This window comes from Xanthomonas sp. 3058, from assembly GCF_014199765.1.
In the GTDB taxonomy this organism is placed as follows: domain Bacteria; phylum Pseudomonadota; class Gammaproteobacteria; order Xanthomonadales; family Xanthomonadaceae; genus Xanthomonas; species Xanthomonas campestris_B.
In genome coordinates, this window is the sequence record NZ_JACHOF010000003.1 from 263,316 (window position 1) to 286,780 (window position 23,465).

Here is a 23,465-nt window from a genome sequence, read left to right on the forward strand (position 1 = left end):
GCGCACCGGCCTTCAGCGCGCTGACGCCAGCACCGGCGTCGGCAGGCAGCCCAGGCCGGCGAGCGTGGCCTCCACGGCCGCGTTCAGCGGTGTCTGCGGTTCCTCGCCCAGGATGTCGAGCAGGCGCGTGTTGCGCAGCCGCAGCGGATGGCGCCACAGCGGTTGGATCTCGCGCAGTTCGCGTGCCAGCGGCACGAACGGACTGGCCAGCGGCAGTGCCCACCACGGGAAGCGGCGCAGTCTCGGCTGCGCGCCGCCATGGCGCACCACCGCCCGGCCGATCGCCGCCGCCATCTGCGTGCCGTCGGCATCCCAGTGCCCGGCCATGTGCAGGCGCGCGAACGCCGGTAGGGTGTCGCGGCGCTGCAACAGCCGCAGCATGCACTGCGCGACGTCGGGCAGGTAGGCCCACTGATGGCCGACGCCCGGCGCGCCCGGCAGGGTCACCGTGCTGACCGCGCGTCCCGGCTTCACCAGTCCCTGCGCGAACCAGCTGCTGCGCGCACGCGGGCCGAAGTAGTCGCCGGCGCGCACCACCAGTGCCCGCGCGCCATGCGCGGTGGCCGCCTGCAGGCGGCGCTCCATCTCGACCCGGATCGCGCCCTTGCGGCTGCTCGGCGTCTGCGGCGCGTCCTCGTCCGGCGACGGGTAGACGTCGGCGCCATAGTTGTAGACGGTGCCGGGCAGCACCAGGGTGGCGGCTTCGGCACGGGCTGCGGCGATGCTGTTGTCGAGCATCGGCAGCACCAACTCGGACCAGCGCCGGTAGCCGGGCGGATTGACCGCATGCACGATCACTGCGCAACCGCGCGCTGCCTGCAGGACATCCTGTTGCCGCATGGCGTCGCCGCGCCGCCAGTCGATGCCATCGCGGTGTTCGGCGGCGGTCGCCAACTCGCGCTGCAGGGCGCGTACCTGCCAACCGGCGTCGCGCAGTTGCCGCGCCAGCTCGCCGCCGATTCCGCCACTGGCGCCCAGTACCAAGGCGATCGCTGTCTGTGTCATGGAACCGCTCCGCTATCGAGATGCGGCCAGTGTGGACAGGCTGTCGCTACGAATAAATTGCCCAAGATAAGTGGGCAGCTATACATTTGCGTATGGCCGACACGATCAGCTGGGAACTCTACCGGTCCTTCCTCGCGGTGCTGGAAGAGGGCTCGCTGTCGGCGGCATCGCGCGCGCTGGGTCTGACCCAGCCCACCGTCGGGCGGCATGTCGCGGCATTGGAGGCGCTGCTGGCGGTGCCGCTGTTCGTGCGGTCGCAGACCGGGCTGTTGCCGACCGACGCCGCAAAGGCATTGCGCGGGCATGCGCGGGCGATGGCCGACATTGCCGCTGCGCTGCAGCGCGCAGCCGACCGTCACGGCGACGCGGTGCAGGGCACGGTCAGGATCTCGGCCAGCGAGGTGGTCGGTGCGGAAATCCTGCCGCCGATCCTGGCTGCGTTGCGCGAGGCGCATCCGCAGCTGTGCATGGAACTGGTGTTGAGCAATCGCGTGCAGGATCTGCTGCACCGCCAAGCCGATGTGGCAGTGCGCATGACCCGGCCGCAGCAGGAGCTGCTGGTGGCCCGCCGTGTCGGCGAGGTCGCGATCGGCCTGTACGCGCACCCGGACTACGTGGACCGGCACGGCATGCCGCAGCACCCGGACGATCTGGCGCACCACGCGCTGGTCGGCTTCGACGCGGACACCCCGTTCCTGCGCGGCGCGCGCAAGGCCTTCCCGTTCTGGACCCACGCGGCCTTCGCGCTACGTGCCGACAGCGATCTGGCACAGCTGGCGCTGATCCGCGCCGGCTGCGGCATCGGCTTCTGCCAGGCGGCGCTGGCGCGGCGGACCCCATGCCTGTTGCCGGTATTGCCGCAGCAGGTCGGCATGGCCCTGGAGGCCTGGGTCACGATGCACCAGGACCTGCGCGCCAGTGCCGCCTGCAGTGCGGTGTTCGCGGCCTTGGCGGCTGGATTGGCCGCACACTGCGCCGCGCCGGATGCTGGCGTCGGCGCAACCTGAAAGCGTCTGCATGCACGCGCCCTGCATGGCGCCTGGCCGCTGCGCCCGCCGTTTGCGCAGCGCAGGCGCCGTCACCGCACTGTATTGCGTGTAGCCGGCAGCGCAGGCCTAGCCGTTACGGCAGTACGAGCGCGATCGCGTGGGACTTCATGCTGGCGCTGAGCGACGGAAACGGGTCTATGTTCGTCATCATGGTCAGGTCGTCGATCGACACCACATCGCAGTTGATGCTGCTGTCGTTGACGCACAGATAGGCGGCTGCGCCCACGCCGGGTTCGTAGATCGCCTTCCATACGTAATCGGGCACGGCGACCTTGTCGGTGCCGATGGTCGCTGCGGTGCCGCTGTCGAACGTCGGGCCGGTCACCACGTAGAGCTCGCCCCGCTGCTTGGCCAGTTGCCGCACCTGTTCTTCGATATGCGCCCACTCGCCGGTGTTGAGCTTGTGGTCCTGCGGCACGACGTTGGCCATGGAAAAGGTTTCCTTTTCCGAGCTCTCGGTCGATGCGTCGCCGGCCGGGGTCATATGGCCGCGGTCGTAGCCGGTGTTGGTGTAGTCCGAACTTCTGGAACGGTCGGCAGCGGGAATGCCGGTCTCTTCGTGGAACGACCCGACCCGACCGATCGCCTCGGCACCGGCCACTTGCTGGTCGGTCAGATGTTCGGCCGAATACACCGGGCCCTTGGTCACGCCCGATGCCAGCAGGGCGTATTCGGTATGACACACCTCGGTGGTGCGCGTGGTTGCGCTGCGCACGCTCGGCGGCGTGCCGTTGGCATACAGCGTGGGGCAACTGGTGGCGGCCATTGCCGTGTGCGCGCCGAACACTGCCGCCAGGAAGAGACAGCCGCGTAGAAGGAAGGACGGTGACATCGCAGGACTCGCTTGTCAGTTGGGGGAATGAAGAAAGTGGCAACGTGTCATGTCCAAGCGATGACCAGCGCATGTGGCAAAAATGACGGTGCGCATGCCGGCCTGTCGCGGCGTTGATGTCGGTGCGATTGGCTGCCGGGCCCGCACTGCGGTTGGCCTGACGCCGCGTGCGTCCTCGCTGCGCCGCATGCGAGACGCATTCTCATCTACAATGCCGAGCCGCCTTTCGTTGTGCTCCGGTCTTGATCAAAACGCTGCTGTTCCAACTGCACTGGCTGCTCGGCATCACTGCCGGCCTGGTGCTGTCGGTGATGGGGCTCACCGGCGCGTTGATGTCCTTCGAAAACGAGATCGTGCGGGTGGCCAATCCGGCCATCGCGCAGCTGGCGCAACGGCATGCGGCAGGCGAGCGGCCATTGCCGGTGGATGTGCTGCTGCGCCGGCTCGATCTGGGCCAGCAGCAGGCGGTCACGCGCATGCTCATCGACCCGACCGGCAAGCGTCCGTCCAACGCACGCCTGGCCGCCAAGGGCGGCGGCCGCGTGTACTTCGATCCGTACACGGGTGAAAAAGTCGCCGCGCCGCGTCTGAGCGAAGCGTTTGCCTTTATCGAAGACCTGCACCGGCATCTGACCGCCGGCAAACGGGGCCAGGCGGTGACCGGTGCGAGCACGCTGATCCTGCTGTTTTTTTGCGCATCGGGCCTGTATCTGCGTTGGCCAAGGCGCTGGTGGAGTCTGCGGACCTGGTGGGTGGTGGAATGGCGACGCCAGGGCCGCAGTTTTCTGTGGAGCCTGCATGCGGTGTTCGGCACCTGGTGTCTGCTGGTCTATCTACTGGTGGCGTTGACCGGGCTGACCTGGTCGTACACGTGGTACCGCGATGGCATGGCGGCCTTGCTCGGCAAAGAGCCCGCGATGCGTAGCGACAGCCGCGACCATCGCCCGGCGACGGTGGATTTCGCAGCGGTGCAACGCACCCTCGACGCTACCCCGGCGACGCATCACGCGGCGCTGGATCTGCGCATCCCACCGCGTGCCGGGCAATCGCTGAGCGTGCGGTTTCTCGCCGACAAACCGGACCACGACCGCGCCTACGACAATCTGGAAATCGATCCGGTCAGCGGTGCGTTGCTGCGTCGGCAGGACTACGCAGTGCTGCCACGCGGCCAGCAGCTGCTGGTGAGCATGTTTCCGCTGCACTCGGGCAGTTTCTTCGGCCTGCCGGGGCGCATCGTGGTGATGCTGGCCAGTGTCGGCATGTCGGTGTTCTTCGTCACCGGCTGGATGCTGTATCTGGATCGTCGTCGCAAGAAGCGCGCACTGCGCGCCGCACGCCAGCTGCTGCAAGGCACGCCGCCGGCTTCGCAGGCCGAGCCGTGGTTGATCGGGTTCGCCAGCCAGAGCGGGTTTGCCGAACGGCTCGCCTGGCAGGCGGCCGGGCATCTGCAGGCCGCCGGCCTGCCGGTGCAGGTGCGCTCGCTGGCGCAGTTGCAAGCGCAGGACCTGCAGCGCACCCGGCATGCGCTGTTCGTGGTCAGCACCTACGGCGATGGCGAGCCGCCGGATGCCGCACGCGGTTTCGAGCGCGAGTTGTTGCATCAGCGCATGCCGCTGCCGCAGTTGGCCTATGCCGTACTGGCGTTGGGCGACCGTCAGTACGCGCAGTTCTGCGGGTTCTCGCGGCGGATCGAACGCTGGTTGGACGGGCAGGGTGCACGTGCGCTGTTTCCCGCTGTGGAAATGGACAACGTCGACCCGCAGGCGTTGGCGCAATGGCATGCGCAGCTGGGGCAGATCGCCGGTGCGCCGGTCACGGCGGCGGCGCTGACACGGCCGACCTTGGCCGACTGGACGTTGTCCTCCCGCACGCAGCTCAACCCGGGCAGCGAAGGCGCGCCGATCTGGCGGATCGAGCTACAGCCACCACCGGCAGCGCAATGGCAGGCCGGCGATATCCTGGAAGTGCAGTCCGCCCATGCCCACGCCCAGGTGCGTGCCTGCTTGGCGGCCTGGGGATTGCAAGCAGATGCGCTGGTGCATGTGGATGCGCAGTTGCTGCCGCTGCAGCAGGCCGCCGCCGAGCGCGTGCTGCCCGAGCCGCCCACGCATCCGCCAATGCCGCATCCCGATCCACAGACCTGGCTGGATGCCTGCGCCTGGCTACCGACGCGCGACTACTCGCTGGCCAGTGTGCCGGCCGATGGCACGGCGATGGCGGTGGTGCGGCTCACCAGGCGTGCCGATGGCAGCCCCGGCCTGGGCTCGGGATGGTTGATCTGCCACGCAGCGGTCGGCGCGCCGATACGCGCGCGGCTGCGCACCAATCCCGGCTTCCATCGCGTTGCATCGGCGCCCATGGTGTTGATCGGCAACGGCACCGGGATCGCGGGCTTGCGCGGTTTGCTGCGCGAGGCCGACCTGGCCGGCGTGCATGGGCATTGGTTGCTGTTCGGCGAACGTCATGCCGCGCACGATCGCCTGTTCGCCGACGAGCTCCAGGCCTGGCACGCCGGCGGGCACGTGCAGCAGCTCGATTGGGTGTTCTCGCGCGACCAGCCGCACAAGCGCTACGTGCAGCACCAATTGCGCGACGCCGGCGAGACGCTGCGGCACTGGATCGATCGCGGCGCGGTGATCTACGTGTGCGGCAGTCTGGACAGCATGGCGCGTGAGGTCGATGCCGCGCTGCGCGAATTGCTGGGCGAGGCGCGCCTGGAGTCGCTGACCGCAGCGGGCCGTTATCGGCGCGATGTGTATTGAGCGCGCGCGTCGGCGGCTGCAGGGCGGCTTGCGTCGGATGTGCGCATCTTCAGGTTCGGCAGCGTGCGCCCATCGCGCTCACTACGCAGTTCTGCAGCAATACACGGCTGCGCGGGTGCGTCACGTCTGCTACGGCGCGACAATGGGCTGCGCCTTGGCGGCAGCTGGTATCGGCACCCACCACGACGTCTTTGTGCGCTAGATATCCAGCGGCCCCGCACGCCGCAGGGATATGCTGCCGATAATCAAGCGTTCGCCTGGCGTGGCCGTATCCAGCACGGTAGCGTTCCTGCTGACGACTGAAATCCTTTTCCTCGCTAAAAAACGCATTCAAAATGGTCTGTTACGCAAGTGGCTTGAACGTGGTAATTACATATGCTGCCCGCAGGTTCGCAGCGTCTGGTGATACGACGGAGAGGATGCAAGGTCCCAGGCGTTCGGCTTAGAAAGCGCGCGTTATTGAATGATGCAGATAAAGGACTCGGGGGTGATATGAAGCTCGTTTCATTACGGTTTTTCACAGTTCTATTCGCAGCCTCCTTCATTTTCCCATGCGGCGCAGTGGCGAAAGACACCGCTGTCACTCTAAAGGCACAAGACGAGTACGATGTCACCCAGGAAAAAGGGCTCCGCATCAAGCAATTGAATGCAAGACGTTTTGGCGGCGTTGCTGAGAGAGGTGAATATAGTACGCCCGATATCGGTCTCAATGGGTCCATCGTTTTTGGAAGCAAGAAAAAGATAAAAATTTCCGGCAGGTTCGATATCACGTTCAATGATTTGGCGGGAGGCGATGTTGTGATACGCTGCGGCTCAAGAGTAATTGCCTACGATTCGTTGGAAGCATTATTGCTCGAGCAGGAGTGAGGGATGAAACTCTACGCGGCCAGGGCATTCATTTTTGTCATTTTCTCTCTTTATTCCCTGCCTCCACTGCTCGCGGCCGACTCAAGTCCGCGTGTCGTCTCTGCGAAAAATGGGGAGGAGGTAACCGTTCCAGAGGGTAGGCGCTGGGTCCTCACCAAAGAGAGCCTGCAGTCGAATCCGGTCAAGCTATATGTCAAAGGTGTATTTTATCTATCCAGCGATGTTCTGGCCGAGATCACTCCCCCTACCGGCTTGGCTCCTTCAGCATCAAGTCTATTCGGTGACGAGACTGAGGATGAGGTGGAAATAGATATTCCCGATGGCGCTGAGTACGATATTTACTTTCTCCCGGGCGCTCGAATTCGCATCCAGTCGAGTAATGCGCCGATCAGCTTCTCGGATATGCCTGGTCAATGAAGTGGGTTTCTCCATTGGCTGGAGTGCCGCCACTTTGCGCAGGGTAAATCGGCGATTGAGCTAATGCTTGATGGAATGCCTCGGAGAGGTGTACTGCAAACGCAGTTCATCGGGATATCGATGATCCGGGCGTGAGACGTTCTGGATTAAGGAAGAGGGAGCGTTGGTCGCCCTAGCTGTAGATCGCCGCTCCCAACGATTGCACAGCATCGATCCGGCCCTGCATATCCATCGTCGCGCGAGACAACTCCGCGCCGCCGGTACCGCCTGGGTGATCCGAGGCAAGCCGTAGCCAGCGGCCGTTGCCAGCGGACAGTGGCGCGCGCTCCTCCGCGCGGTGTCGATCGGCAAGGGCTGCGCCTGTTGCCGCCGCCTGCCGCTCAGCCGGGCTTGCCGTAGACCCAGTCACCCGCCCGCTGGCGGTCGCTGGCCCACGCGATGCGCTGGCCGCCCGGGCGTGGCGTTGCCGGGCGTGGAGACCAGGTCCATGCCCGGGCTGCCGAACTCGGCAAGTCCCGACGCGGCCGGGACCAAGCGTAAACTTGCCGCCAGCGCCAGCAGCGTCCAGCGACGTTGCATGGGGTGTTCCTGCCTCACGTCGCGCACAGTCCAGTCAACCAGAGAGCGTTTCATGCCCGCATCCCGTTATGCCGTGTTCGGTCACCCTGTCGCCCATTCGCTGTCGCCGGCCATCCATGCCGACTTCGGGAAGCAGGCCGGCATCGCGCTGGACTACACCGCCATCGATGCGCCGCCGGAGGACTTTGCCGCCGCGCTGGAGCGCTTCGCCCAGGAAGGTGGCAAGGGCGCCAACGTGACGCTGCCGCTGAAGGAGGCCGCCTGCGCATTGTCGGCCAGCCTGAGTGAGCGCGCGCGGCTCGCCGGTGCGGTCAACACATTGGTGCGCAACGACGGCCAGTGGCAAGGCGACAACACCGACGGCGCCGGCCTGGTGCGCGACCTCACCGACCGCCACGGGCTGGACCTGCGCGGCCGCCGCGTGCTGTTGCTGGGTGCCGGCGGCGCCGCGCGGGGTGTGGCGCCGGCGTTGCTGGAGGCCGGCATCACCGAGATGGTGGTGGTGAACCGCTCGCCCGAGCGTGCCGACGCGCTGTGCGATGCGCTTGGCGAGCCGGGGCGGGTGGTGTCGCGCTACATCGAAGACCTGCGCGATCTGGGCGACTTCGAGTTGATCGTCAACGCCACCGCCGCCGGACGCGACCGTGACGCCGGTGCCTTTGCGATGCCGCTGGGGCTGGTCAACAGCCTCACCGCTGCAGTCGATCTCAACTACGGCCAAACCGCCATCGCGTTCCTGGCCTGGGCACGTGCGGCGCACTGCCGCTACGCCATCGATGGCCTTGGCATGCTGGTGGAACAGGCTGCCGAAAGTTTCTCGCTGTGGCACGGCGTGCGCCCGGACACCGACCCGGTCTACGCCGCGCTGCGCGCGCGCGAGTCCGTCCTGATCAGCGCTGACTGAGCCCGGCACGGTGACCACGACCGAGATCCTGCTGATGCTGGTGACCAGCCTGCTGTCGCGGGTGCCGCTATTGATCGCCCTGCTGCTCGGCGTGGTGCTGCTGTGGCGCGCCCCGCGCGTGCCGCCGAGGCGCACCAGCCTGGCAGCCGTGTGGCTGCTGTTTGGCTGCGTGCTGTGCGAGGTTGCCTTTCAGGTCATTCCCGTCCTGTTGCTGCAGCAGGGTAATGCGCGCCAGATCGCCTCGGTGCTGGGCGCGTCGCGCTTGGTGCTGACGGTCGTGCAGAGCGTGGGCATCGGCATGCTGGTATGGACCCTGGCACGCAGCCTGCAGCGGCTGTCGCCCGCAGCGAGCAAGCGCCGATGATCCCGATCAAGCCGCTGGCGCTGACGGTGATTGGCCTTGTCTGCACCGGTCAGGGTGTCTGGACGCTGCTGCATCCGGATACGTTGGCGGAGGTCAATCGTGGCGGCAGCCTGTACGCGCGCTTCGGGCCGACCGGTGTGGGCGTCGGCATGCTGGTCACCGGCGCGTTGATGCTGGCGATCGGCGTGGTGTGGACGCGCTACGCCTGGCCGCGTCGCCCCTGATCGCACTGCGGTGTTGACCGCGAAGCGACTGTGGCTGGTGTTCGCTTGTCTGATCGCCGCGTGTTGCACCGCGCTTTGCTGAGCGGTCAACGCGTCCAGCGAACGGGTGCTTGCTACGTCCTGCTGGCAAATTCGCGTGCGCGCGGCGGCGCTGTCGAACGCTTGGCCACACTGTATGTATCAGATGGCGCTGACACGCGATAGCGTGCGCCACCAGGCTTTGACCACCCGGCTAGTCGATCGACTTGCCTGAAGCCATCTTCAAGCGCCGATTGCCATTCCAGGACACTGCAATCGTCCGGGGCGAACCGAAAAACCGCTATCACCTCGACCAAGGCGTTGACCTGCAGTTCAAGCGTATTTCCAGCTTCGTGGTGTTGCCAGTGAATCCGGCATCTGTATGGAACCAGCCAGTCCGTACCGACTGAAATCATCAAGGCGAACGGGTGAGCCGAACATGCCGTTTCCCATTAACTCCATAACATCCAGGAGATATGCAAGACAGAATTCGAAATCTGCATCTTTGTTGTCACGCATCTCTAAAACGCGCTTGACGCATTCCGAATATCTGCACAGGTATAGCGCGGACTGGGGGATCAAGTCTTTCTTGTCTTTGAAATATTCTCCGGATGCCAGGAAGACATCACCGGCTATGTTTTCCAGCCCCTTGATATGGTCGCTAGGCTTCAGATAAGTGGCCAATCCTTCCGAGCCGAACAAGATCGAAGGATTGGCGGCGGCGAGCTCGACAAGATCGGTTAGCGGCGTTTTGCCCAGAAATGCATCGGGGACGCGGTCGCATCGCTCGTCCTCCCAAAACCCTACCATCGCGTGCTGGTCGAGCGACATTTGCACGTAATAGGCAAAGGATGCTTCGGACGGCGGGTTGCCAGTCGAAATCAAGGTGGAAAATGCAGAACTTTCTTCGCTGGTACTCGGGCCGGCCCACGGATGTACGGTAATGAAAACTTCACCCCACGGGTAGTCAAGCGTCAACCTTCTTGAATGGTCGGTGGATTCCTCGCTATAGCTTTCAATCATGGATTTTCGGAAGAACGGCTTGCTGAAAAGATCATGCTCGATGAAATCGCGAAAGCTTTTATCAAGGAAGTAAAATCGAGCCAATTCATCGGACGTGTCCGGATATATCTCTGCGCGAAGGTCGTCGCACAGGACATGTGGACGTACATCGAAATCAGCTTTCTTGGCAAGAGGAAAAGCGCCCTCATGGCCCTTCTTGATGTTCGGCATCCTCATGCTTCCAGCCCCTGCGAATGTGCTTGGCGGTGCCAGAACAGGGTTGGGCCCGTTCTTTGAGCCAAAACTATAACGTGCCTTCAGAGCGCTAGCCCCATATCCAGGCAGTGGCGACGCCCAGGCAAACAGATTCAGCTGCGCGGCGCGCCGGTCGCAGCCGCGGCGCCGGTCCGTGCGAAAATAGCGCGATGAGTGACCTTGCCCCACCGGCCGCGCCGTCCGCGCCCGTTCCTACCCAGCGCAGCCTGACCGACCCGATCAAGGCCGGCATCCGCGAGGCATACGCCAAGCTGCAGGCCAATACGCCCGGCTTCGCCACACGGCGGGCGCAGAGCCAGATGATCGGCCTGGTCTCGCGCGCGCTGGCCACTTCCGGCGGTATCGGCATCGCCGAAGCGCCCACCGGTGTCGGCAAGAGCTTGGGCTATCTCACCGCCGGCGTGCCGATCGCGCTGGCGACCAAGAAGAAGCTGGTGATCAGCACGGGCACCGTGGCGCTGCAATCGCAGCTGGTGGAGCGCGACATCCCGGCCTTCCTCAAGGCCACCGGCCTGGAAGCGACCGTGGCGTTGGCCAAGGGCCGCACCCGCTACCTGTGCACCCGCAACGCCGCCGAGCTGCAGGGCGAAACCAGCCAGGAAGGCATGTTTGACGACGAGCAGGTGCTCTACGACCGCCCGCTCAGCCCGGCCGACGCCGACCTGGCCAAGCGCCTGGCCAAGGCCTACGCCGAGCGCAGCTGGAATGGCGATCTTGACGATGCGCCCGAACAGATCTCGGTCCCGCTGCGGTTGCGCATCACCACGCCCGCCTCCGGCTGTGCCGGTCGCCGCTGCAGCTACGCCGCACAGTGTCCGGTGCTCAAGGCGCGCACCGACGTGCGCGAAGCGCAGATCGTGGTCACCAATCACGCCCTGTTGCTGTCGTCGCTGTCGCTGGGCGATGCAGAAAATGGCCAGCCCTTGATCGCTGCGCCTGCCGACATGCTGCTGGTGCTCGACGAAGGCCACCACATCGCCGGCGTGGCGATCGACCAGGGCGCGGCGAATCTGCCGCTGGACGAAATGGCCAAGCGCACCGGCCGGATGCAGATCCTCATCGCTGCCGCCTACCGCGCAGTGGACAAGGACAAGCTCGGCACCCTGCTGCCCAACGAGGCCATCGAGGTGGCCGCGCGCGTGTCCAAACTGCTCAAGGCCTTCCACGCCGAGGTCGAACGCGTGTGGAAGCCCGAGCCCGGCGAGCGTGATCCGCTGTGGCGCGCGGTCAACGGCAAGCTGCCGCCGCAGTGGGGCCCGGCGATCGAAGAGCTCGGCGAAGAGACCCGCGCGCTGTTCAACTGGGTGCATGCCGCGCACAGCGCGATCGCCAAGGGCAAGCAGGACGATTCGGCGCGCGAGCGCCTGCAGCGCAGTCTTGGCCTGGCGCTGGAGATGGCCGAGCAGCAGCACAATCTGTGGAGCGGCTGGCGACGCGAAGACAAGGAAGGCCAGCCGCCGATGGCGCGTTGGATCACCCTCTCGCGCGACGGCGATCTGATCTGCCATTGCTCGCCGGTGTCGGCCGCGCAGGTGCTGCGCACGATGATCTGGAACGAAGTGGATTCGGTGGTGATGACCTCGGCCACCTTGACCGGCGGCGGTGATTTCCAATCGTTCGCCATCGACAACGGCCTGCCCGATCATGCCGAGATGGCCTCGCTGGCGTCGCCATTCGACCTGCCCAATCAGGCCGAATTGATCGTGCCCAATTTTCCGGTCACCCCCGACGACCGCGAAGGCCACCCGAAGGAAGTTGCGCGCTATCTGGTGCGCGAACTCGATTGGAACGCCAAGGGCAGCATCGTGCTGTTCACCTCGCGCTGGAAGATGGAAAAGGTCGCCGACCTGATGCCGCTGGTGCAGCGCAACCGCGTGCTGGTTCAGGGCGAGGGCAACAAGTCGCAACTGATCACCGAACACATGCGTCGCATTGCGGCAGGCGAGGGCTCGGTGCTGTTCGGCTTGAACTCGTTCGGCGAAGGGTTGGATCTGCCCGGCGATGCCTGCACCACGGTGGTCATCACCCAGGTGCCGTTCGCGGTGCCGACCGACCCGCAGACCTCCACCTTGAGCGAATGGCTGGAAAGCCGCGGCCACAACGCCTTCAACCTGATCGCCATCCCGCATGCGCTGCGCACGTTGACGCAATTCGCCGGCCGGCTGATCCGCAGTTCCAACGACCACGGCCGCGTGATCATCCTCGACTCGCGCCTGCTCACGCGCCGCTACGGCAAGCGCATCATCGACGCGCTGCCGCCTTTCAAGCGGGTGATCGGACGTTGATCGAGTGTGCTGCCTCCGTGCAGATCCTGCATGGAGGCAGCCACTGCCCGTTGTGCACGCGCCGCAGCTGCTACAGATGATCGGCAGCGCATCCGCTGTTGGCACGCGCCATCGATCGACGCATTGCCAACGACGTGCATCGCTGCGCTGGATTGATAGATGGATGCGCAGTGCGCCACCCAAACAGGATGCGCTCAGCGAAGAGACGGCGCTCAACACGCAAGCGCTGCACGATCACGCCAGGCATTTCGAACGTGCAGCGCAGCATTGCCTGCAATGCCTCCGCAATGGCATCAACGAATGCACGGGGCATCAATGTGATCGTCAAGCGAACAAGCGACGTATCTGCAACCCACTGCCTCAGCAGTTAGCGATGCATATCACGCAAAACGGCACCGATCACATTCGCCTATCGCAGCGATCATAACGAATGACTTCTCTCGCTTCGGCTTGCTGGCCATGATTCAGCTCCCTCAACACGAGCTGACGCCATGCGCCCAGGTTCCCTCATGGTGCTAGCCCTGCTAGCGCCGACACTGATCGCCCCGCCGGTCTTCGCGCAATCCGTTCTGACCCGCGACAACGGCGCAAAGGTCGGCGACAACCAGAACTCGCAGACTGCAGGTGCCACCGGCCCGACGCTGCTGCAGGACGTGCAACTGATCCAGAAGCTGCAGCGTTTCGATCGCGAGCGCATCCCCGAGCGCGTGGTGCATGCACGCGGCACCGGCGTCAAAGGCGAATTCACCGCCACCGCCGATCTGTCCAGCCTGACCAAGGCCAAGGTGTTCAGCGCCGGCGAAAAGACCCCGGTGTTCGTGCGTTTTTCCTCGGTGGTACACGGCAATCACTCGCCGGAAACGCTGCGCGACCCGCACGGTTTCGCCACCAAGTTCTATACCAGCGAAGGCAACTGGGATCTGGTCGGCAACAACTTCCCCACCTTCTTCATCCGCGATGCGATCAAGTTTCCCGACATGGTCCATGCGTTCAAGCCGGACCCGCGCACCAACCTGGACGACGACTCGCGTCGCTTCGATTTCTTCTCGCACGTGCCCGAATCCACCCGCACGCTGACACTGTTGTATTCCAACGAAGGCACGCCGGCCGGCTACCGCTTCATGGATGGCAACGGCGTGCACGCCTACAAGCTGGTCAACGCGCAAGGTGAAGTGCATTACGTCAAATTCCACTGGAAAACGCTGCAGGGCATCAAGAACCTCGATCCCAAGCAGGTTGCCGCCGTCCAGTCCAAGGACTACAGCCACCTGACCAACGATCTGGTCGGCGCGATCAAGCAGGGCGATTACCCCAAGTGGGATCTGTACGTGCAGGTGCTCAAGCCCGAAGACCTGGCCAAGTTCGATTTCGACCCGCTGGACGCCACCAAGATCTGGCCGGACGTGCCGGAGCAGAAGGTCGGCCAGATGGTGTTGAACAAGAACGTCGACAACTTCTTCCAGGAGACCGAACAGGTCGCGATGGCGCCGGCCAACCTGGTGCCCGGCATCGAACCATCCGAAGACCGTCTGCTGCAGGGGCGTATCTTTTCCTACGCAGACACCCAGCTGTATCGCATCGGCGCCAACGGCCTGAACCTGCCGGTGAACCGTCCGCGGGTGGCGGTCAACAACGGCAACCAGGATGGCGAAGGCAACAACGGCCATACCACCAGCGGCGTGAATTACGAGCCGAGCCGTCTGGAGCCGCGTCCGCAGGACACCGCAGCGCGTTACAGCGCGTTGCCGCTGTCGGGCACCACCCAGCAGGCCAAGATCACCCGCGAGCAGAACTTCAAGCAGGCCGGCGAGCTGTATCGGTCCTATAGCAAGAAGGATCGCGCCGACCTGGTGCAGAGTTTTGGCGAGTCGCTGGCCAATACGGACACCGAGAGCAAGCACCTGGTGCTGTCGTTCCTGTACAAGGCCGACCCGGAGTACGGCACCGGTGTAGCCCGTGTTGCCAAGGGCGACCTGGCCCGCGTCAAGCAGCTGGCCTCCAGCTTGCAGGACTGATCCACCCGACGGCACTGCGGCCCGTGCCGCAGTGCCGTCCTCGCTTCGGAGAGCGCCATGCGCACGTTGCTGTTTCTGATCCTTGGCACCTTGTCTGCAGGTGCCAACGCCGCCTCACCCGCGCCCGTGCCTGCCAGTGCCACCAACGCGGTGACCACGCCCGAGCAGATCAAGCTGCAGTTGCGCGACTATTTTTTCGACGCGGCACGCGAGGGACGCCAGGACATGCTGGCCGAGTTCATCCGCTCCCATTACGACCTCGACACCCGCGATGAGAAGGGCTACACCGCCTTGATCCTGGCCGCGTATCACGGCCAGCGCCCGGCGGTGGAGCAACTGCTCAGCGCTGGGGCCGATCCCTGCGCGCAGGACAAGCGTGGCAACACCGCGCTGATGGGCGCGATCTTCAAGGGCGAGCTGGGCATCGCCAGGCGCCTGATGCAGGCCGATTGCGCCCCGGACCAGCGCAACAACGCCGGCCAGACCGCAGCGATGTACGCGGCGCTGTTCCAGCGCACCGATGTGCTCAAGGATCTGGCCGCCAAGGGCGCGGACCTCAGCCTCAAGGACGGGCAGGGCAACGACGTGACCAAGCTGCAACGCGGCGAATTCGCCACCGCGCCGGCTCGCTGAGCGCGGCTGCAATGCCGGGCTGCGGTGTATCTGGCGCAACCTCCCGCTGCGCGTTGCGACGCCGGGGCCGCGCGTTTTTGCCTGTCTGCCTCTGCCCTGCATCACCTACGTGCCCTGCACGCTGATTCCAGGTGGGCTTTCAGTTTCACCGGTGTGCACAGGCCGCCCAGGAAACCGCATGGCGACGACGACCTCAGGCCTTGGCGTGCCAGCCGTAACAGGCCCGCCTGGATCGGTGGCATGGCGAGGATCGAATCGGCCGCCATGCCCTGCGCCCTGCGCGCGGTGTCGTGCAGCACGCGCAGCCGGTGTCTATCGGTATCGGCCAGTTCTCCCAGGACACCCTGTTCGCCCAGGACACCCGCGCTCCTGCTGGTCGTCGGCGCTCGTCCAGTCAGCGCGTCTGTGCATCCGTGGCTCGAAAATGCGGGTGGCCGATCGCCACGCCGCCGCTTCGGCCTTCCGGTTGCCAAAAACAACGTTTGCCGCGCCGCCGGTTTTCCGCCGCTGCCGCGTTGGAAGTTTGGCGAAAGTGGTGATTCTTCGACCGCAGTGGCGGAATTTTGCTGGCGCGCAAACCCTTGTGCGCCAAGGGTTTGACATAAAACTGAGCGTGCGCTGACTTGCCTGGCATCCGGCTCGGAAAAGCACAAAAAACAGTTCAAGAAAGTGCCGTAAGCGCCGATGCTTCCGCTATCGCACACGGAACCCCCCGGCCCATGAAGCTCGATCCCTCCATTCCCTTTCTGATGTCCCTGCTGGCCATGGTGCTGTGCACCGCCACTGCCGTGGTCGCCCTGGTGTTCGGTCAGGTGCATGTGCTGGCGACTTCGTGGAGCTTCTACACCGTGCTGGGCACCGCCCTGATCACGCTGGTGGCCTCCTACCACGCACTGGGCAAGCCGCTGAGCGTTGAAGAGCGCGCCAGCATCCGCAGCTGAGATGGGTGGTCTTGGGGGAGCGCAGCAGCGCTTGCCCCAACAGTTGACGAAAGAAGCTCCGCTCGTCACTGATGATGCAGCGCGTTTGCCGTGCATACGCAAACGCCACAAGGCACTGCGCGTTCCGCAGCGACGCGATCCGATAGCGCTCGCATGCGGCAAGCCAAGCAAGCGGAAACAACACCAACGCGATGTTCGCACCTCTGGACGGTAAGTAAGCTGCCGTAATGCTGGCCGCCGAAGCGCGGCTCCAGCGGGATCCGAGCGTGCAGGGGTCGACCTCGGCCAGCAGGTAGGGCGCAATCGCCAGGCGCTACGAGCAGATGATCGTCGGGCAGGGTCGGCAGCAAGGCGCCCATCTGCCACGCCGGGCTGCCGCAGATTCAGCGCCTGCCGTGTAAGCTATTGATCCTGCTCTGCATTCCAGGCCGCCATGTGCGCGGCCCATTGTCGATGACTTTTTCCCCGTCCACCGCGTACGCCGATTCCCTGCGCCTGTCCGTCGCCCCGATGATGGATTGGACCGACCGCCATTGCCGGGTGTTCCACCGCCTGCTGGCGCCCTCGGCACGGCTGTATACCGAGATGGTGCATGCCAACGCGGTGATCCACGGCGACCGTGCGCGGCTGGTCGGTTTCGATCCGGTCGAACATCCGCTCGCCCTGCAACTGGGCGGCAGCGAGCCGGCCCTGCTCGCGCAGGCGGCGGCGATCGCGCAGGAATGGGGCTATGACGAGGTCAACCTCAATTGCGGCTGCCCGTCCGACCGCGTCCAGGCCGGACGCTTCGGCGCCTGCCTGATGCGCGAGCCGGCATTGGTGGCCGACTGCGTCGCCGCCATGTGCGCGGCCACCACGCTGCCGATCACGATCAAATGCCGCCTTGGCGTGGACGACGATGACGACTATGCGGCGTTTGCCAGCTTCGTCGACCAGGTGGTAGCGGCCGGTGCAGCCATGGTGGTGGTGCATGCCCGTAACGCCTGGCTCAAGGGGCTCTCACCCAAGGAAAACCGCGAAGTGCCGCCGCTGCGCTACGACTGGGCGTATCGCCTGAAGCGGGAGCGGCCGGACCTGCCGGTGGTCCTCAACGGAGGCATCGCTGCGGTCGACACCGCGCTGGACCACCTGCAGCACACCGACGGCGTCATGCTCGGCCGCGCCGCCTATCACGACCCGTATGTGCTGCACCGGCTGGATGCGGCGTTGCATCAGCGTGCCGTGCAGTCGCGCGAATCCTTGTTGCGTGCGCTGCAGCCCTATGTGCAGTCCCAGCTGGAGCAGGGCCTGGCCTTGAAGTACATCACCCGGCACGTGCTGGGCCTGTTTCATGGACAGCCGGGCGGACGGATATTCCGGCAGGTGCTGAGCGAGGGCGCGCACCGCCCGGGTGCCGGTTGGGATCTGGTCGAACAGGCCTTGCAGCGCACCGATGACCGCCCCTGGCGCGTGGTTGCCTGAGCTTCGGCCCGAAGCTTGCATCAGCTGAACGTGCCTTCCAGGATCGCCGTTGTCGGGCGATCGGGGGCAGCAATATGGCGTCAGGATGAGCCTTCAACAAGATGCACAGTGGCTCATGGAATTCATTTCACTGAACGGCGTTAATGCTTAGCTAAAAAGTTCAGATCGGATTCACCCTGAAAAATCAAGAATTTGGCTCAATTCCAGGCCCGGTCCAGCGCATTATGCGTGACCGGATTCACGAATTTTGAATGTTCCTGAACAACCCGCTAGGATTCGTTTGTGACCCAGCCGCTCTGCCGCACTCGCCATGTCGCCTTGGTTGCCCTTTGGGTCGCCATGGCCGCGCCATCGGCGTGGAGCCAGGGCTACCCGATGGCGCAGGGTGGTCGCGAGGCGCTGCCGCCATCCGCGCGTGGCGGCGCCAATAGCCGTACGCTATCGGACACCATCCGGCACGTGCAGCGGTCCACCGGGGGACAGATTCTCGGGGCCGAGCGGGTGCCGTTCGATGGCGGCAACCTCAATCGGGTCAAATACATGAAGGATGGGCGCGTGCACACCGTGTACGAGTCGGAGCAGATGCATGCGCCGCCGCCGCGCGACCCGGCACCGCCGGATGCGCCACCACCACGCGACGATAACCACTGAACGTAGATAGTCGTACGTTCAGTCTCATAAATTCCCAGGCCGATGGCCGATAACGTAACTAGGGAGAGTGCATGCGTATCCTTTTGGTCGAAGACGAAGCTCCGCTGCGCGAGACGCTCGCCGCGCGCCTGAAGCGTGAAGGCTTTGCGGTCGACGCTGCACAGGACGGCGAGGAAGGCCTGTACATGGGCCGCGAAGTCCCATTCGATGTCGGCATCATCGACCTTGGCCTGCCCAAGATGTCGGGCATGGAGCTGATCAAGGCGCTGCGCGACGAAGGCAAGAAGTTCCCGGTGCTGATCCTGACCGCGCGTTCGAGCTGGCAGGACAAGGTCGAAGGCCTCAAGCAGGGCGCCGACGACTACCTGGTCAAGCCGTTCCATGTCGAAGAGTTGCTGGCACGTGTCAATGCACTGCTGCGGCGTGCGGCTGGCTGGAGCAAGCCGACGCTTGAGTGTGGGCCGGTTGCCCTGGATCTGGCTGCGCAGACGGTGAGCGTCAACGGCGCCAATGTCGATCTGACCAGCTACGAGTACAAGGTGCTTGAGTACCTGATGATGCACGCGGGCGAACTGGTGTCCAAGGCCGATTTGACCGAGCACATCTATCAGCAGGATTTCGATCGCGATTCGAACGTGCTGGAAGTGTTCATCGGTCGCCTGCGCAAGAAGCTCGACCCCGATGGTGAGCTCAAGCCGATCGAAACCGTGCGTGGTCGCGGTTACCGCTTCGCCATTCCGCGTACAGAAGGCTGAGTCCGCGCGTCGGCAAACAGGAAGATCAGGTGCCGGGCCGCTCCAAATGGTATAGACGCTGGCGGCCGCGCTCCCTGCAGGCCCGCCAGCTGCTGGCCGCCAGCCTCAGTCTGGTGGCCTTCCTGGCCCTGGCCGGTTATGCCCTGGATGTGGCGTTTGCCGACACTGCCGAAAAGAACCTGCGCGAGCGGCTGAAGAACTACGCCTCCGCGTACGCCGCCAACATCGACTTCGTGCGCGATGGCTCGTTGTATATCGGTGGTCAGCCGCCCGACCCGCGTTTCGATGTGCCCGGTGGCGGCTTGTACGTCGAAGTCGTGCGTCCGGACGAAAGCTGGACCTCGATGTCGGCCGAAGGCCCGAATATTCCGCACGGGCGCATGCTCGAGCCGCGCCAGGAAGAGTTCATCGGCCCGCTGGAAATGACCCAGATCGATGGCAGCCTGGGCCAGCTATACCGCTACGGCCTGGGCGTGAGCTATGTCGAGCGCGAACATGGTGGTGAGATTCCTTACACCATCTACGTGATGGAAGATGCGCGCTCGATGGGCGCGCAGTTGCGCGTGTTCCGCAGTGCGGTGTGGTTCTATCTCGGCAGTGCCGGCGTGGTGCTGCTGGTGCTGCAGGCCTTCATCCTGCAGTGGAGCCTGCGCCCGCTGCGGCGGGTGATCAATGAGCTCTCCAAGGTGCAACGCGGCGAGATTCAGCGCATGAGCGAACAGCATCCGCGCGAACTCGAACCGCTGACCGAGAGCATCAACGCCTTCATCGAAAGTGAGCGCGACAATCTGGATCGGCAGCGCAACACGCTGGCCGATCTGGCGCACAGTCTCAAAACGCCGATCGCCGTGCTACGGACCCAGCTGGACAGCGGTTCGTCCGAGCGCGATCTGCACGAAGAAATGGACGTGCAGCTGCGGCGCATGAACGATCTGGTGTCCTATCAACTTGCACGCGCGGCCTCCAGTGGCCACAAGTTGTTCGCTGCGCCGTTGCCGATCGAGTCGACCGCCGAGGAAATCGTGCGCGGTCTGGAGAAGGTATATTCGATCAAGGGCGTGCTGTGCGAGTTCGATATCTCGCCGGATGCACGCTTCCATGGCGAGCCGGGCGATCTGCAGGAGTTGCTCGGCAACCTGCTGGAGAACGGCTTCAAGTGGGCGCGCAGCCGTGTGCTGCTGACCGCACAGCCCGGGCCCACCACCGGTAGTCGCCGCGCCGGCCTGATCCTGTCGGTGGAAGACGACGGCCCCGGCATCGCGCCGGAGGATGTGGCCAAGATCCTGCAGCGTGGCGTGCGCGGCGATGAACGCGTGCAAGGCCATGGCATCGGCATGTCGATCGTGCAGGATCTGATCAAGGCCTATCGCGGCGAACTGCAGGTGGTGCGTTCCCAGGAACTGGGTGGCGCCCGCTTCGATGTGACCCTGCCGCCGGGCTTGTGACGGCCCGGCGCGGCCGGATGAATCCCCGGTCAATGTGGCGCAACAGCCCGACAACCGTTTAACGCCTCATGCGTTCGCTTGACCATACTGGGTCGGTTGGAGGCCGTTGTGATGGAGAACCAGATGTTCGAGCGCATTGCGCAGGCAGCCCGCGTAAAAGCGGGCTTGACCAAAGCGCACTGGCAACGCCGTTGGCGTAGCGCGCTGCTGGTGGCCAGCTGCGCAGTCGCGCTGCCGGGCGTCGCGGCCGAAGCGCCATTGACGCCGACACAAACGCGCTGGTTGCAACGGGCCACCTATGGAATGGACGCCGACAGCATCGCGCAACTGCACCGACTTGGCCCAAAGCGCTACGGCGCGTTGCTACTGCAGCCCAGCGGCGATGCCGCATTGCCGGCGCCGGCGCGCGACCAATTGCAGCAATTCGACGCGCTGCACACACCGCTGGTGGACCTGCTGACGCAATACGAGGCCGACAAGATCCAGCTGCAGGCCATGCCTGATGGCGACGACAAGGTGGCTGCGCGCAAGGCGTGGCAAGCGCGCGGCGGCCAGATGCTGACCCAGGCGCGTCAGGCGCAATTGCTGCGTGCGGTGTATGCGCCGGATCAGCTGCGCGAGCAGTTGGTGTGGTTCTGGCTCAACCATTTCAGCGTGTATGCCGACAAGGGCCGCGTGAAGTGGATGGCGGCCGATTACATGGAAAACGCGATTCGGCCCAATGCCACCGGCAAGTTCGCCGATCTGGTGATGGCCACGCTGGAAAGCCCGGCCATGCTGGAGTTTTTGGACAACGCCAAAAACGCCAAGGGCAAGGTCAACGAAAATTACGCCCGTGAGCTGATGGAGTTGCACACGCTGGGCGTGCATGGCGGCTACAGCCAGCAGGACGTGCAGCAACTTGCATTGATCCTTACCGGCGCCGGCCTGGTGCCGATCAAGGCCGAAGGCGCTCCCCCGCTGCGGCCTGCCGTGCCGGGGCAGCCGCAGGCGGTGCGCAAGGGATTGTTCGAATTCAATCCGTCGCGCCATCAACCGGGCGACAAGACCTTGCTGGGGCAGCGCATCGCCGGCGGTGGCCTGGATGAGATCGAGCGCGCCGTGCAACTGCTGGTACGGCAACCAGCCTGTGCGCAATTCGTTTCGCATCGCCTGGCCGAATACTTCGTCAGCGATACCCCGCCTGCCGCACTGGTCACGCGCATGGCCAATACCTTCCGGCGCAGCGATGGCGATATCGCCAAGGTGATGCAGACCATGCTGGAGTCGCCGGAGTTCGCGCAGGTCCAGCCGCGCAAGTTCAAGGACCCCAATCGCTTCGTGGTCTCGGCGATGCGTCTGAGCTATGAGGGGCAACCCATCGTCAACGCCGCGCCGATGGTGAGCTGGATGCAGCAATTGGGCGAGCCGTTGTTCGGCCGCATCACACCAGATGGATGGTCATTGCAATCGCAGGCCTGGACCAGCTCCGGACAACTGGCACGGCGTTTCGAAGTGGCACGGTCGTTGGGCAGTGGCCCCAAGCAGTTGTTCCGCCAGGACGGCGATAACGCCACGCCGATTCCGGCACTGCTGCGGATCGATGCACGCCCCGCTTATCGGTGGTGGGAGCCGACGCTGTCCAGCGGTACGCGCCAGGCACTGGGTCAGGCGCAGTCGCCAGCGGAATGGAACGGGTTTCTGCTGGCATCGCCGGACTTCAACTATCGCTGATTCAACGATCGCCGTGCGGTTGCCGGCGCAGGAGTGCACGCATCATGCAACGACGTCAATTTCTGCTCGCTTCTGCGGCTGCCGCAAGCATGCCGTGGGCCGGCCGCCTGTTCGCCGCACCGCGCGACAGCGCACGCATGCTGGTGGTGTTCCTGCGCGGCGGCTACGACAGCAATAATCTGCTGGTGCCGCATGCCAGCGACTTTTACTACCAGGCGCGGCCGACGCTGGCGATCGCGCGGCCGGATGCATCCAACCCGCACAGCGCCGTGGCATTGGATGCCCAATGGGGGCTCAACCCGGTGATGCGCGATGCGTTGCTGCCGTTTTGGCAACGCAAGCAACTGGCCTTCGTGCCGTTTGCCGGCACCGATGATCTGTCGCGCAGCCATTTCGAGACCCAGGACGACATCGAATCCGGGCAGGCCGGTACGCGCCGCGATTATCGTTCCGGTTTCATGGCGCGCTTGTCGGGCGTGCTGAGCGGTGTGCCGGCAATCGCTTTCACCGATTCGTTGCCGCTGACGTTTCAAGGCGGCGGCGATCTGCCCAACGTCTCGCTCAAAGGGATCGGCAAGGGCGGTGTGAATGCACGCCAGGCGCAGATCCTGTCGCAGATGTACGACGCGACGCCGTTGGCGGCGGCAGCGCGCGACGGCCTGGCGCTGCGTCAGCAGGTGACGGCGCAGTTGCGCGATGAGATGGAGCGGGCCGGTCGTGGCGCTGCAAGTGCGCGCACCTTTGCCGACGAAACCCGGCGCATGGCGACCTTGATGCGCGAGCGTTATCGCTTGGGCTTCGTCGATGTGGGCGGTTGGGACACGCATGCCAATCAGGGCAGCATCGAAGGCGGCCTGGCCAATAATCTGCGTAACCTCGGCGAAGGGCTGGCCGCGTATGCCGACGCGTTGGGTCCGGCCTGGAACGACACCGTGGTGGTGGTGATTTCCGAGTTCGGCCGCACCTTCCGCGAGAACGGCAGCAAGGGCACCGATCACGGACACGGCACCACCTACTGGGTCTTGGGTGGCGGCGTGCATGGTGGGCGCATTGCAGGCGAACAGGTCGCCGTTGCACAAGCGCAGCTGCTGCAGAATCGCGATTACCCGGTGCTCACCAATTACCGTAGCCTGTTCGGTGGCGTGTTGAGCAGGTTGTGGGGATTGTCGCCCGCGCAGCTGGAGCGGGTGTTTCCCGGTGCCAAACCGCGCGATCTGGGTTTGGTGTGAGTGCGTGGCATGCGGTTGCCGGCTGCAGTGCCGCATGA

At 64.7% G+C, this 23,465-nt stretch carries 21 protein-coding genes and 1 pseudogene; 18 read left to right on the forward strand and 4 right to left on the reverse strand.

What is annotated here, in order from left to right:
- Nucleotides 1–12: 12 nt before the first annotated feature.
- Nucleotides 13–1,005, reverse strand: coding sequence for an NAD-dependent epimerase/dehydratase family protein (locus tag GGR61_RS06610; protein ID WP_184620862.1), 993 nt, complete (start codon nucleotides 1,003–1,005; stop codon nucleotides 13–15).
- Nucleotides 1,006–1,097: 92 nt separating this feature from the next.
- On the opposite strand from GGR61_RS06610, the gene GGR61_RS06615 reads away from it, so the two are divergent.
- Nucleotides 1,098–2,012, forward strand: a complete 915-nt coding sequence (locus GGR61_RS06615) for a LysR family transcriptional regulator (RefSeq protein ID WP_184620863.1) — start codon at nucleotides 1,098–1,100, stop codon at nucleotides 2,010–2,012.
- 115 nt (nucleotides 2,013–2,127) lie between these two features.
- On the opposite strand, the gene GGR61_RS06620 is transcribed toward GGR61_RS06615, so the two are convergent.
- Complete coding sequence (locus GGR61_RS06620) at nucleotides 2,128–2,886, reverse strand: DNA/RNA non-specific endonuclease (protein WP_184406421.1); 759 nt, start codon at nucleotides 2,884–2,886, stop codon at nucleotides 2,128–2,130.
- A gap of 242 nt (nucleotides 2,887–3,128) precedes the next feature.
- Between GGR61_RS06620 and GGR61_RS06625 the strand changes: the two genes are divergently transcribed.
- From GGR61_RS06625 to GGR61_RS06635, 3 genes are all read left to right on the forward strand, one after another.
- Entirely contained in the window at nucleotides 3,129–5,648 is a 2,520-nt protein-coding gene (locus GGR61_RS06625; protein ID WP_184620864.1) for a sulfite reductase flavoprotein subunit alpha, read from the forward strand.
- A 492-nt stretch (nucleotides 5,649–6,140) separates the two neighbouring features.
- Entirely contained in the window at nucleotides 6,141–6,515 is a 375-nt protein-coding gene (locus GGR61_RS06630) for a hypothetical protein (RefSeq protein ID WP_184620865.1), read from the forward strand.
- 3 nt (nucleotides 6,516–6,518) lie between these two features.
- On the forward strand, nucleotides 6,519–6,932 hold the full coding sequence (locus GGR61_RS06635) for a hypothetical protein (protein ID WP_184620866.1): 414 nt from the start codon (nucleotides 6,519–6,521) through the stop codon (nucleotides 6,930–6,932).
- Between the two features lie 175 nt (nucleotides 6,933–7,107).
- Here GGR61_RS06635 and GGR61_RS21360 read toward each other — a convergent pair.
- A pseudogene (locus GGR61_RS21360) lies at nucleotides 7,108–7,511 on the reverse strand (TolB-like protein); the annotation flags it as partial.
- Between the two features lie 52 nt (nucleotides 7,512–7,563).
- Between GGR61_RS21360 and aroE the strand changes: the two are divergent.
- The 3 genes from aroE to GGR61_RS06655 are packed head-to-tail and all read left to right on the forward strand — an operon-like array spanning nucleotide 7,564 to nucleotide 9,003.
- On the forward strand, nucleotides 7,564–8,415 hold the full coding sequence (gene aroE, locus GGR61_RS06645) for a shikimate dehydrogenase (RefSeq protein ID WP_184406416.1): 852 nt from the start codon (nucleotides 7,564–7,566) through the stop codon (nucleotides 8,413–8,415).
- Nucleotides 8,416–8,449: 34 nt separating this feature from the next.
- On the forward strand, nucleotides 8,450–8,779 hold the full coding sequence (locus tag GGR61_RS06650) for a hypothetical protein (protein WP_184620960.1): 330 nt from the start codon (nucleotides 8,450–8,452) through the stop codon (nucleotides 8,777–8,779).
- Nucleotides 8,776–9,003 carry a hypothetical protein gene (locus tag GGR61_RS06655; RefSeq protein ID WP_184620868.1) on the forward strand — a complete coding sequence of 76 codons (228 nt, stop codon included), beginning with the start codon at nucleotides 8,776–8,778 and terminating at the stop codon, nucleotides 9,001–9,003. The genes GGR61_RS06650 and GGR61_RS06655 overlap by 4 nt, the downstream gene beginning before the upstream one ends.
- 351 nt (nucleotides 9,004–9,354) lie before the next feature.
- On the opposite strand, the gene GGR61_RS06660 is transcribed toward GGR61_RS06655, so the two are convergent.
- Nucleotides 9,355–10,254, reverse strand: coding sequence for a hypothetical protein (locus tag GGR61_RS06660; RefSeq protein ID WP_184620869.1), 900 nt, complete (start codon nucleotides 10,252–10,254; stop codon nucleotides 9,355–9,357).
- 194 nt (nucleotides 10,255–10,448) lie between these two features.
- On the opposite strand from GGR61_RS06660, the gene dinG reads away from it, so the two are divergent.
- The 11 genes from dinG (at nucleotide 10,449) to GGR61_RS06715 (ending at nucleotide 23,427) form a co-directional block, all read left to right on the forward strand.
- The gene (gene dinG / locus GGR61_RS06665) at nucleotides 10,449–12,584 is read left to right on the forward strand and encodes an ATP-dependent DNA helicase DinG (protein WP_184620870.1); all 2,136 of its coding nucleotides are present in this window, start codon (nucleotides 10,449–10,451) and stop codon (nucleotides 12,582–12,584) included.
- Nucleotides 12,585–12,660: 76 nt separating this feature from the next.
- Nucleotides 12,661–13,011: a hypothetical protein gene (locus tag GGR61_RS06670; protein ID WP_184620871.1), complete on the forward strand. Its 351-nt coding sequence runs from the start codon at nucleotides 12,661–12,663 to the stop codon at nucleotides 13,009–13,011.
- An 82-nt stretch (nucleotides 13,012–13,093) separates the two neighbouring features.
- Nucleotides 13,094–14,599 carry a catalase KatB gene (katB, locus tag GGR61_RS06675; protein WP_184620872.1) on the forward strand — a complete coding sequence of 502 codons (1,506 nt, stop codon included), beginning with the start codon at nucleotides 13,094–13,096 and terminating at the stop codon, nucleotides 14,597–14,599.
- A 57-nt stretch (nucleotides 14,600–14,656) separates the two neighbouring features.
- Entirely contained in the window at nucleotides 14,657–15,232 is a 576-nt protein-coding gene (locus GGR61_RS06680) for an ankyrin repeat domain-containing protein (protein ID WP_184406410.1), read from the forward strand.
- Between the two features lie 719 nt (nucleotides 15,233–15,951).
- Entirely contained in the window at nucleotides 15,952–16,173 is a 222-nt protein-coding gene (locus GGR61_RS06685; protein ID WP_184620873.1) for a hypothetical protein, read from the forward strand.
- Between the two features lie 453 nt (nucleotides 16,174–16,626).
- Nucleotides 16,627–17,634, forward strand: coding sequence for a tRNA dihydrouridine(20/20a) synthase DusA (dusA, locus tag GGR61_RS06690; RefSeq protein ID WP_184620874.1), 1,008 nt, complete (start codon nucleotides 16,627–16,629; stop codon nucleotides 17,632–17,634).
- Between the two features lie 339 nt (nucleotides 17,635–17,973).
- Nucleotides 17,974–18,285: a hypothetical protein gene (locus GGR61_RS06695; RefSeq protein ID WP_221237314.1), complete on the forward strand. Its 312-nt coding sequence runs from the start codon at nucleotides 17,974–17,976 to the stop codon at nucleotides 18,283–18,285.
- Nucleotides 18,286–18,356: 71 nt separating this feature from the next.
- Complete coding sequence (locus tag GGR61_RS06700; protein ID WP_002808458.1) at nucleotides 18,357–19,040, forward strand: response regulator transcription factor; 684 nt, start codon at nucleotides 18,357–18,359, stop codon at nucleotides 19,038–19,040.
- Nucleotides 19,041–19,114: 74 nt separating this feature from the next.
- A complete protein-coding gene (locus GGR61_RS06705) occupies nucleotides 19,115–20,485 on the forward strand; it encodes an ATP-binding protein (protein ID WP_184406609.1) in 1,371 nt (456 codons plus the stop codon).
- 204 nt (nucleotides 20,486–20,689) lie between these two features.
- The gene (locus tag GGR61_RS06710; RefSeq protein ID WP_326520621.1) at nucleotides 20,690–22,198 is read left to right on the forward strand and encodes a DUF1800 domain-containing protein; all 1,509 of its coding nucleotides are present in this window, start codon (nucleotides 20,690–20,692) and stop codon (nucleotides 22,196–22,198) included.
- A gap of 44 nt (nucleotides 22,199–22,242) precedes the next feature.
- Nucleotides 22,243–23,427 carry a DUF1501 domain-containing protein gene (locus GGR61_RS06715; protein WP_184620877.1) on the forward strand — a complete coding sequence of 395 codons (1,185 nt, stop codon included), beginning with the start codon at nucleotides 22,243–22,245 and terminating at the stop codon, nucleotides 23,425–23,427.
- Nucleotides 23,428–23,465 lie beyond the last annotated feature (38 nt).

Bases quoted from the DNA above. Each gene is read 5' to 3' on its own strand.
- GGR61_RS06635 (WP_184620866.1), top strand. From the start codon at position 6,519: ATGAAACTCTACGCGGCCAGGGCATTCATTTTTGTCATTTTCTCTCTT.
- GGR61_RS06615 (WP_184620863.1), top strand. From the start codon at position 1,098: ATGGCCGACACGATCAGCTGGGAACTCTACCGGTCCTTCCTCGCGGTG.
- katB (WP_184620872.1), top strand. From the start codon at position 13,094: ATGGTGCTAGCCCTGCTAGCGCCGACACTGATCGCCCCGCCGGTCTTC.
- GGR61_RS06695 (WP_221237314.1), top strand. From the start codon at position 17,974: ATGGCCGCGCCATCGGCGTGGAGCCAGGGCTACCCGATGGCGCAGGGT.
- GGR61_RS06620 (WP_184406421.1), bottom strand. From the start codon at position 2,886: ATGTCACCGTCCTTCCTTCTACGCGGCTGTCTCTTCCTGGCGGCAGTG.
- dusA (WP_184620874.1), top strand. From the start codon at position 16,627: ATGACTTTTTCCCCGTCCACCGCGTACGCCGATTCCCTGCGCCTGTCC.
- GGR61_RS06630 (WP_184620865.1), top strand. From the start codon at position 6,141: ATGAAGCTCGTTTCATTACGGTTTTTCACAGTTCTATTCGCAGCCTCC.
- GGR61_RS06610 (WP_184620862.1), bottom strand. From the start codon at position 1,005: ATGACACAGACAGCGATCGCCTTGGTACTGGGCGCCAGTGGCGGAATC.
- dinG (WP_184620870.1), top strand. From the start codon at position 10,449: ATGAGTGACCTTGCCCCACCGGCCGCGCCGTCCGCGCCCGTTCCTACC.
- aroE (WP_184406416.1), top strand. From the start codon at position 7,564: ATGCCCGCATCCCGTTATGCCGTGTTCGGTCACCCTGTCGCCCATTCG.
- GGR61_RS06670 (WP_184620871.1), top strand. From the start codon at position 12,661: ATGATCGGCAGCGCATCCGCTGTTGGCACGCGCCATCGATCGACGCAT.
- GGR61_RS06715 (WP_184620877.1), top strand. From the start codon at position 22,243: ATGCAACGACGTCAATTTCTGCTCGCTTCTGCGGCTGCCGCAAGCATG.
- GGR61_RS06655 (WP_184620868.1), top strand. From the start codon at position 8,776: ATGATCCCGATCAAGCCGCTGGCGCTGACGGTGATTGGCCTTGTCTGC.
- GGR61_RS06700 (WP_002808458.1), top strand. From the start codon at position 18,357: ATGCGTATCCTTTTGGTCGAAGACGAAGCTCCGCTGCGCGAGACGCTC.
- GGR61_RS06650 (WP_184620960.1), top strand. From the start codon at position 8,450: ATGCTGGTGACCAGCCTGCTGTCGCGGGTGCCGCTATTGATCGCCCTG.
- GGR61_RS06685 (WP_184620873.1), top strand. From the start codon at position 15,952: ATGAAGCTCGATCCCTCCATTCCCTTTCTGATGTCCCTGCTGGCCATG.
- GGR61_RS06660 (WP_184620869.1), bottom strand. From the start codon at position 10,254: ATGCCGAACATCAAGAAGGGCCATGAGGGCGCTTTTCCTCTTGCCAAG.
- GGR61_RS06680 (WP_184406410.1), top strand. From the start codon at position 14,657: ATGCGCACGTTGCTGTTTCTGATCCTTGGCACCTTGTCTGCAGGTGCC.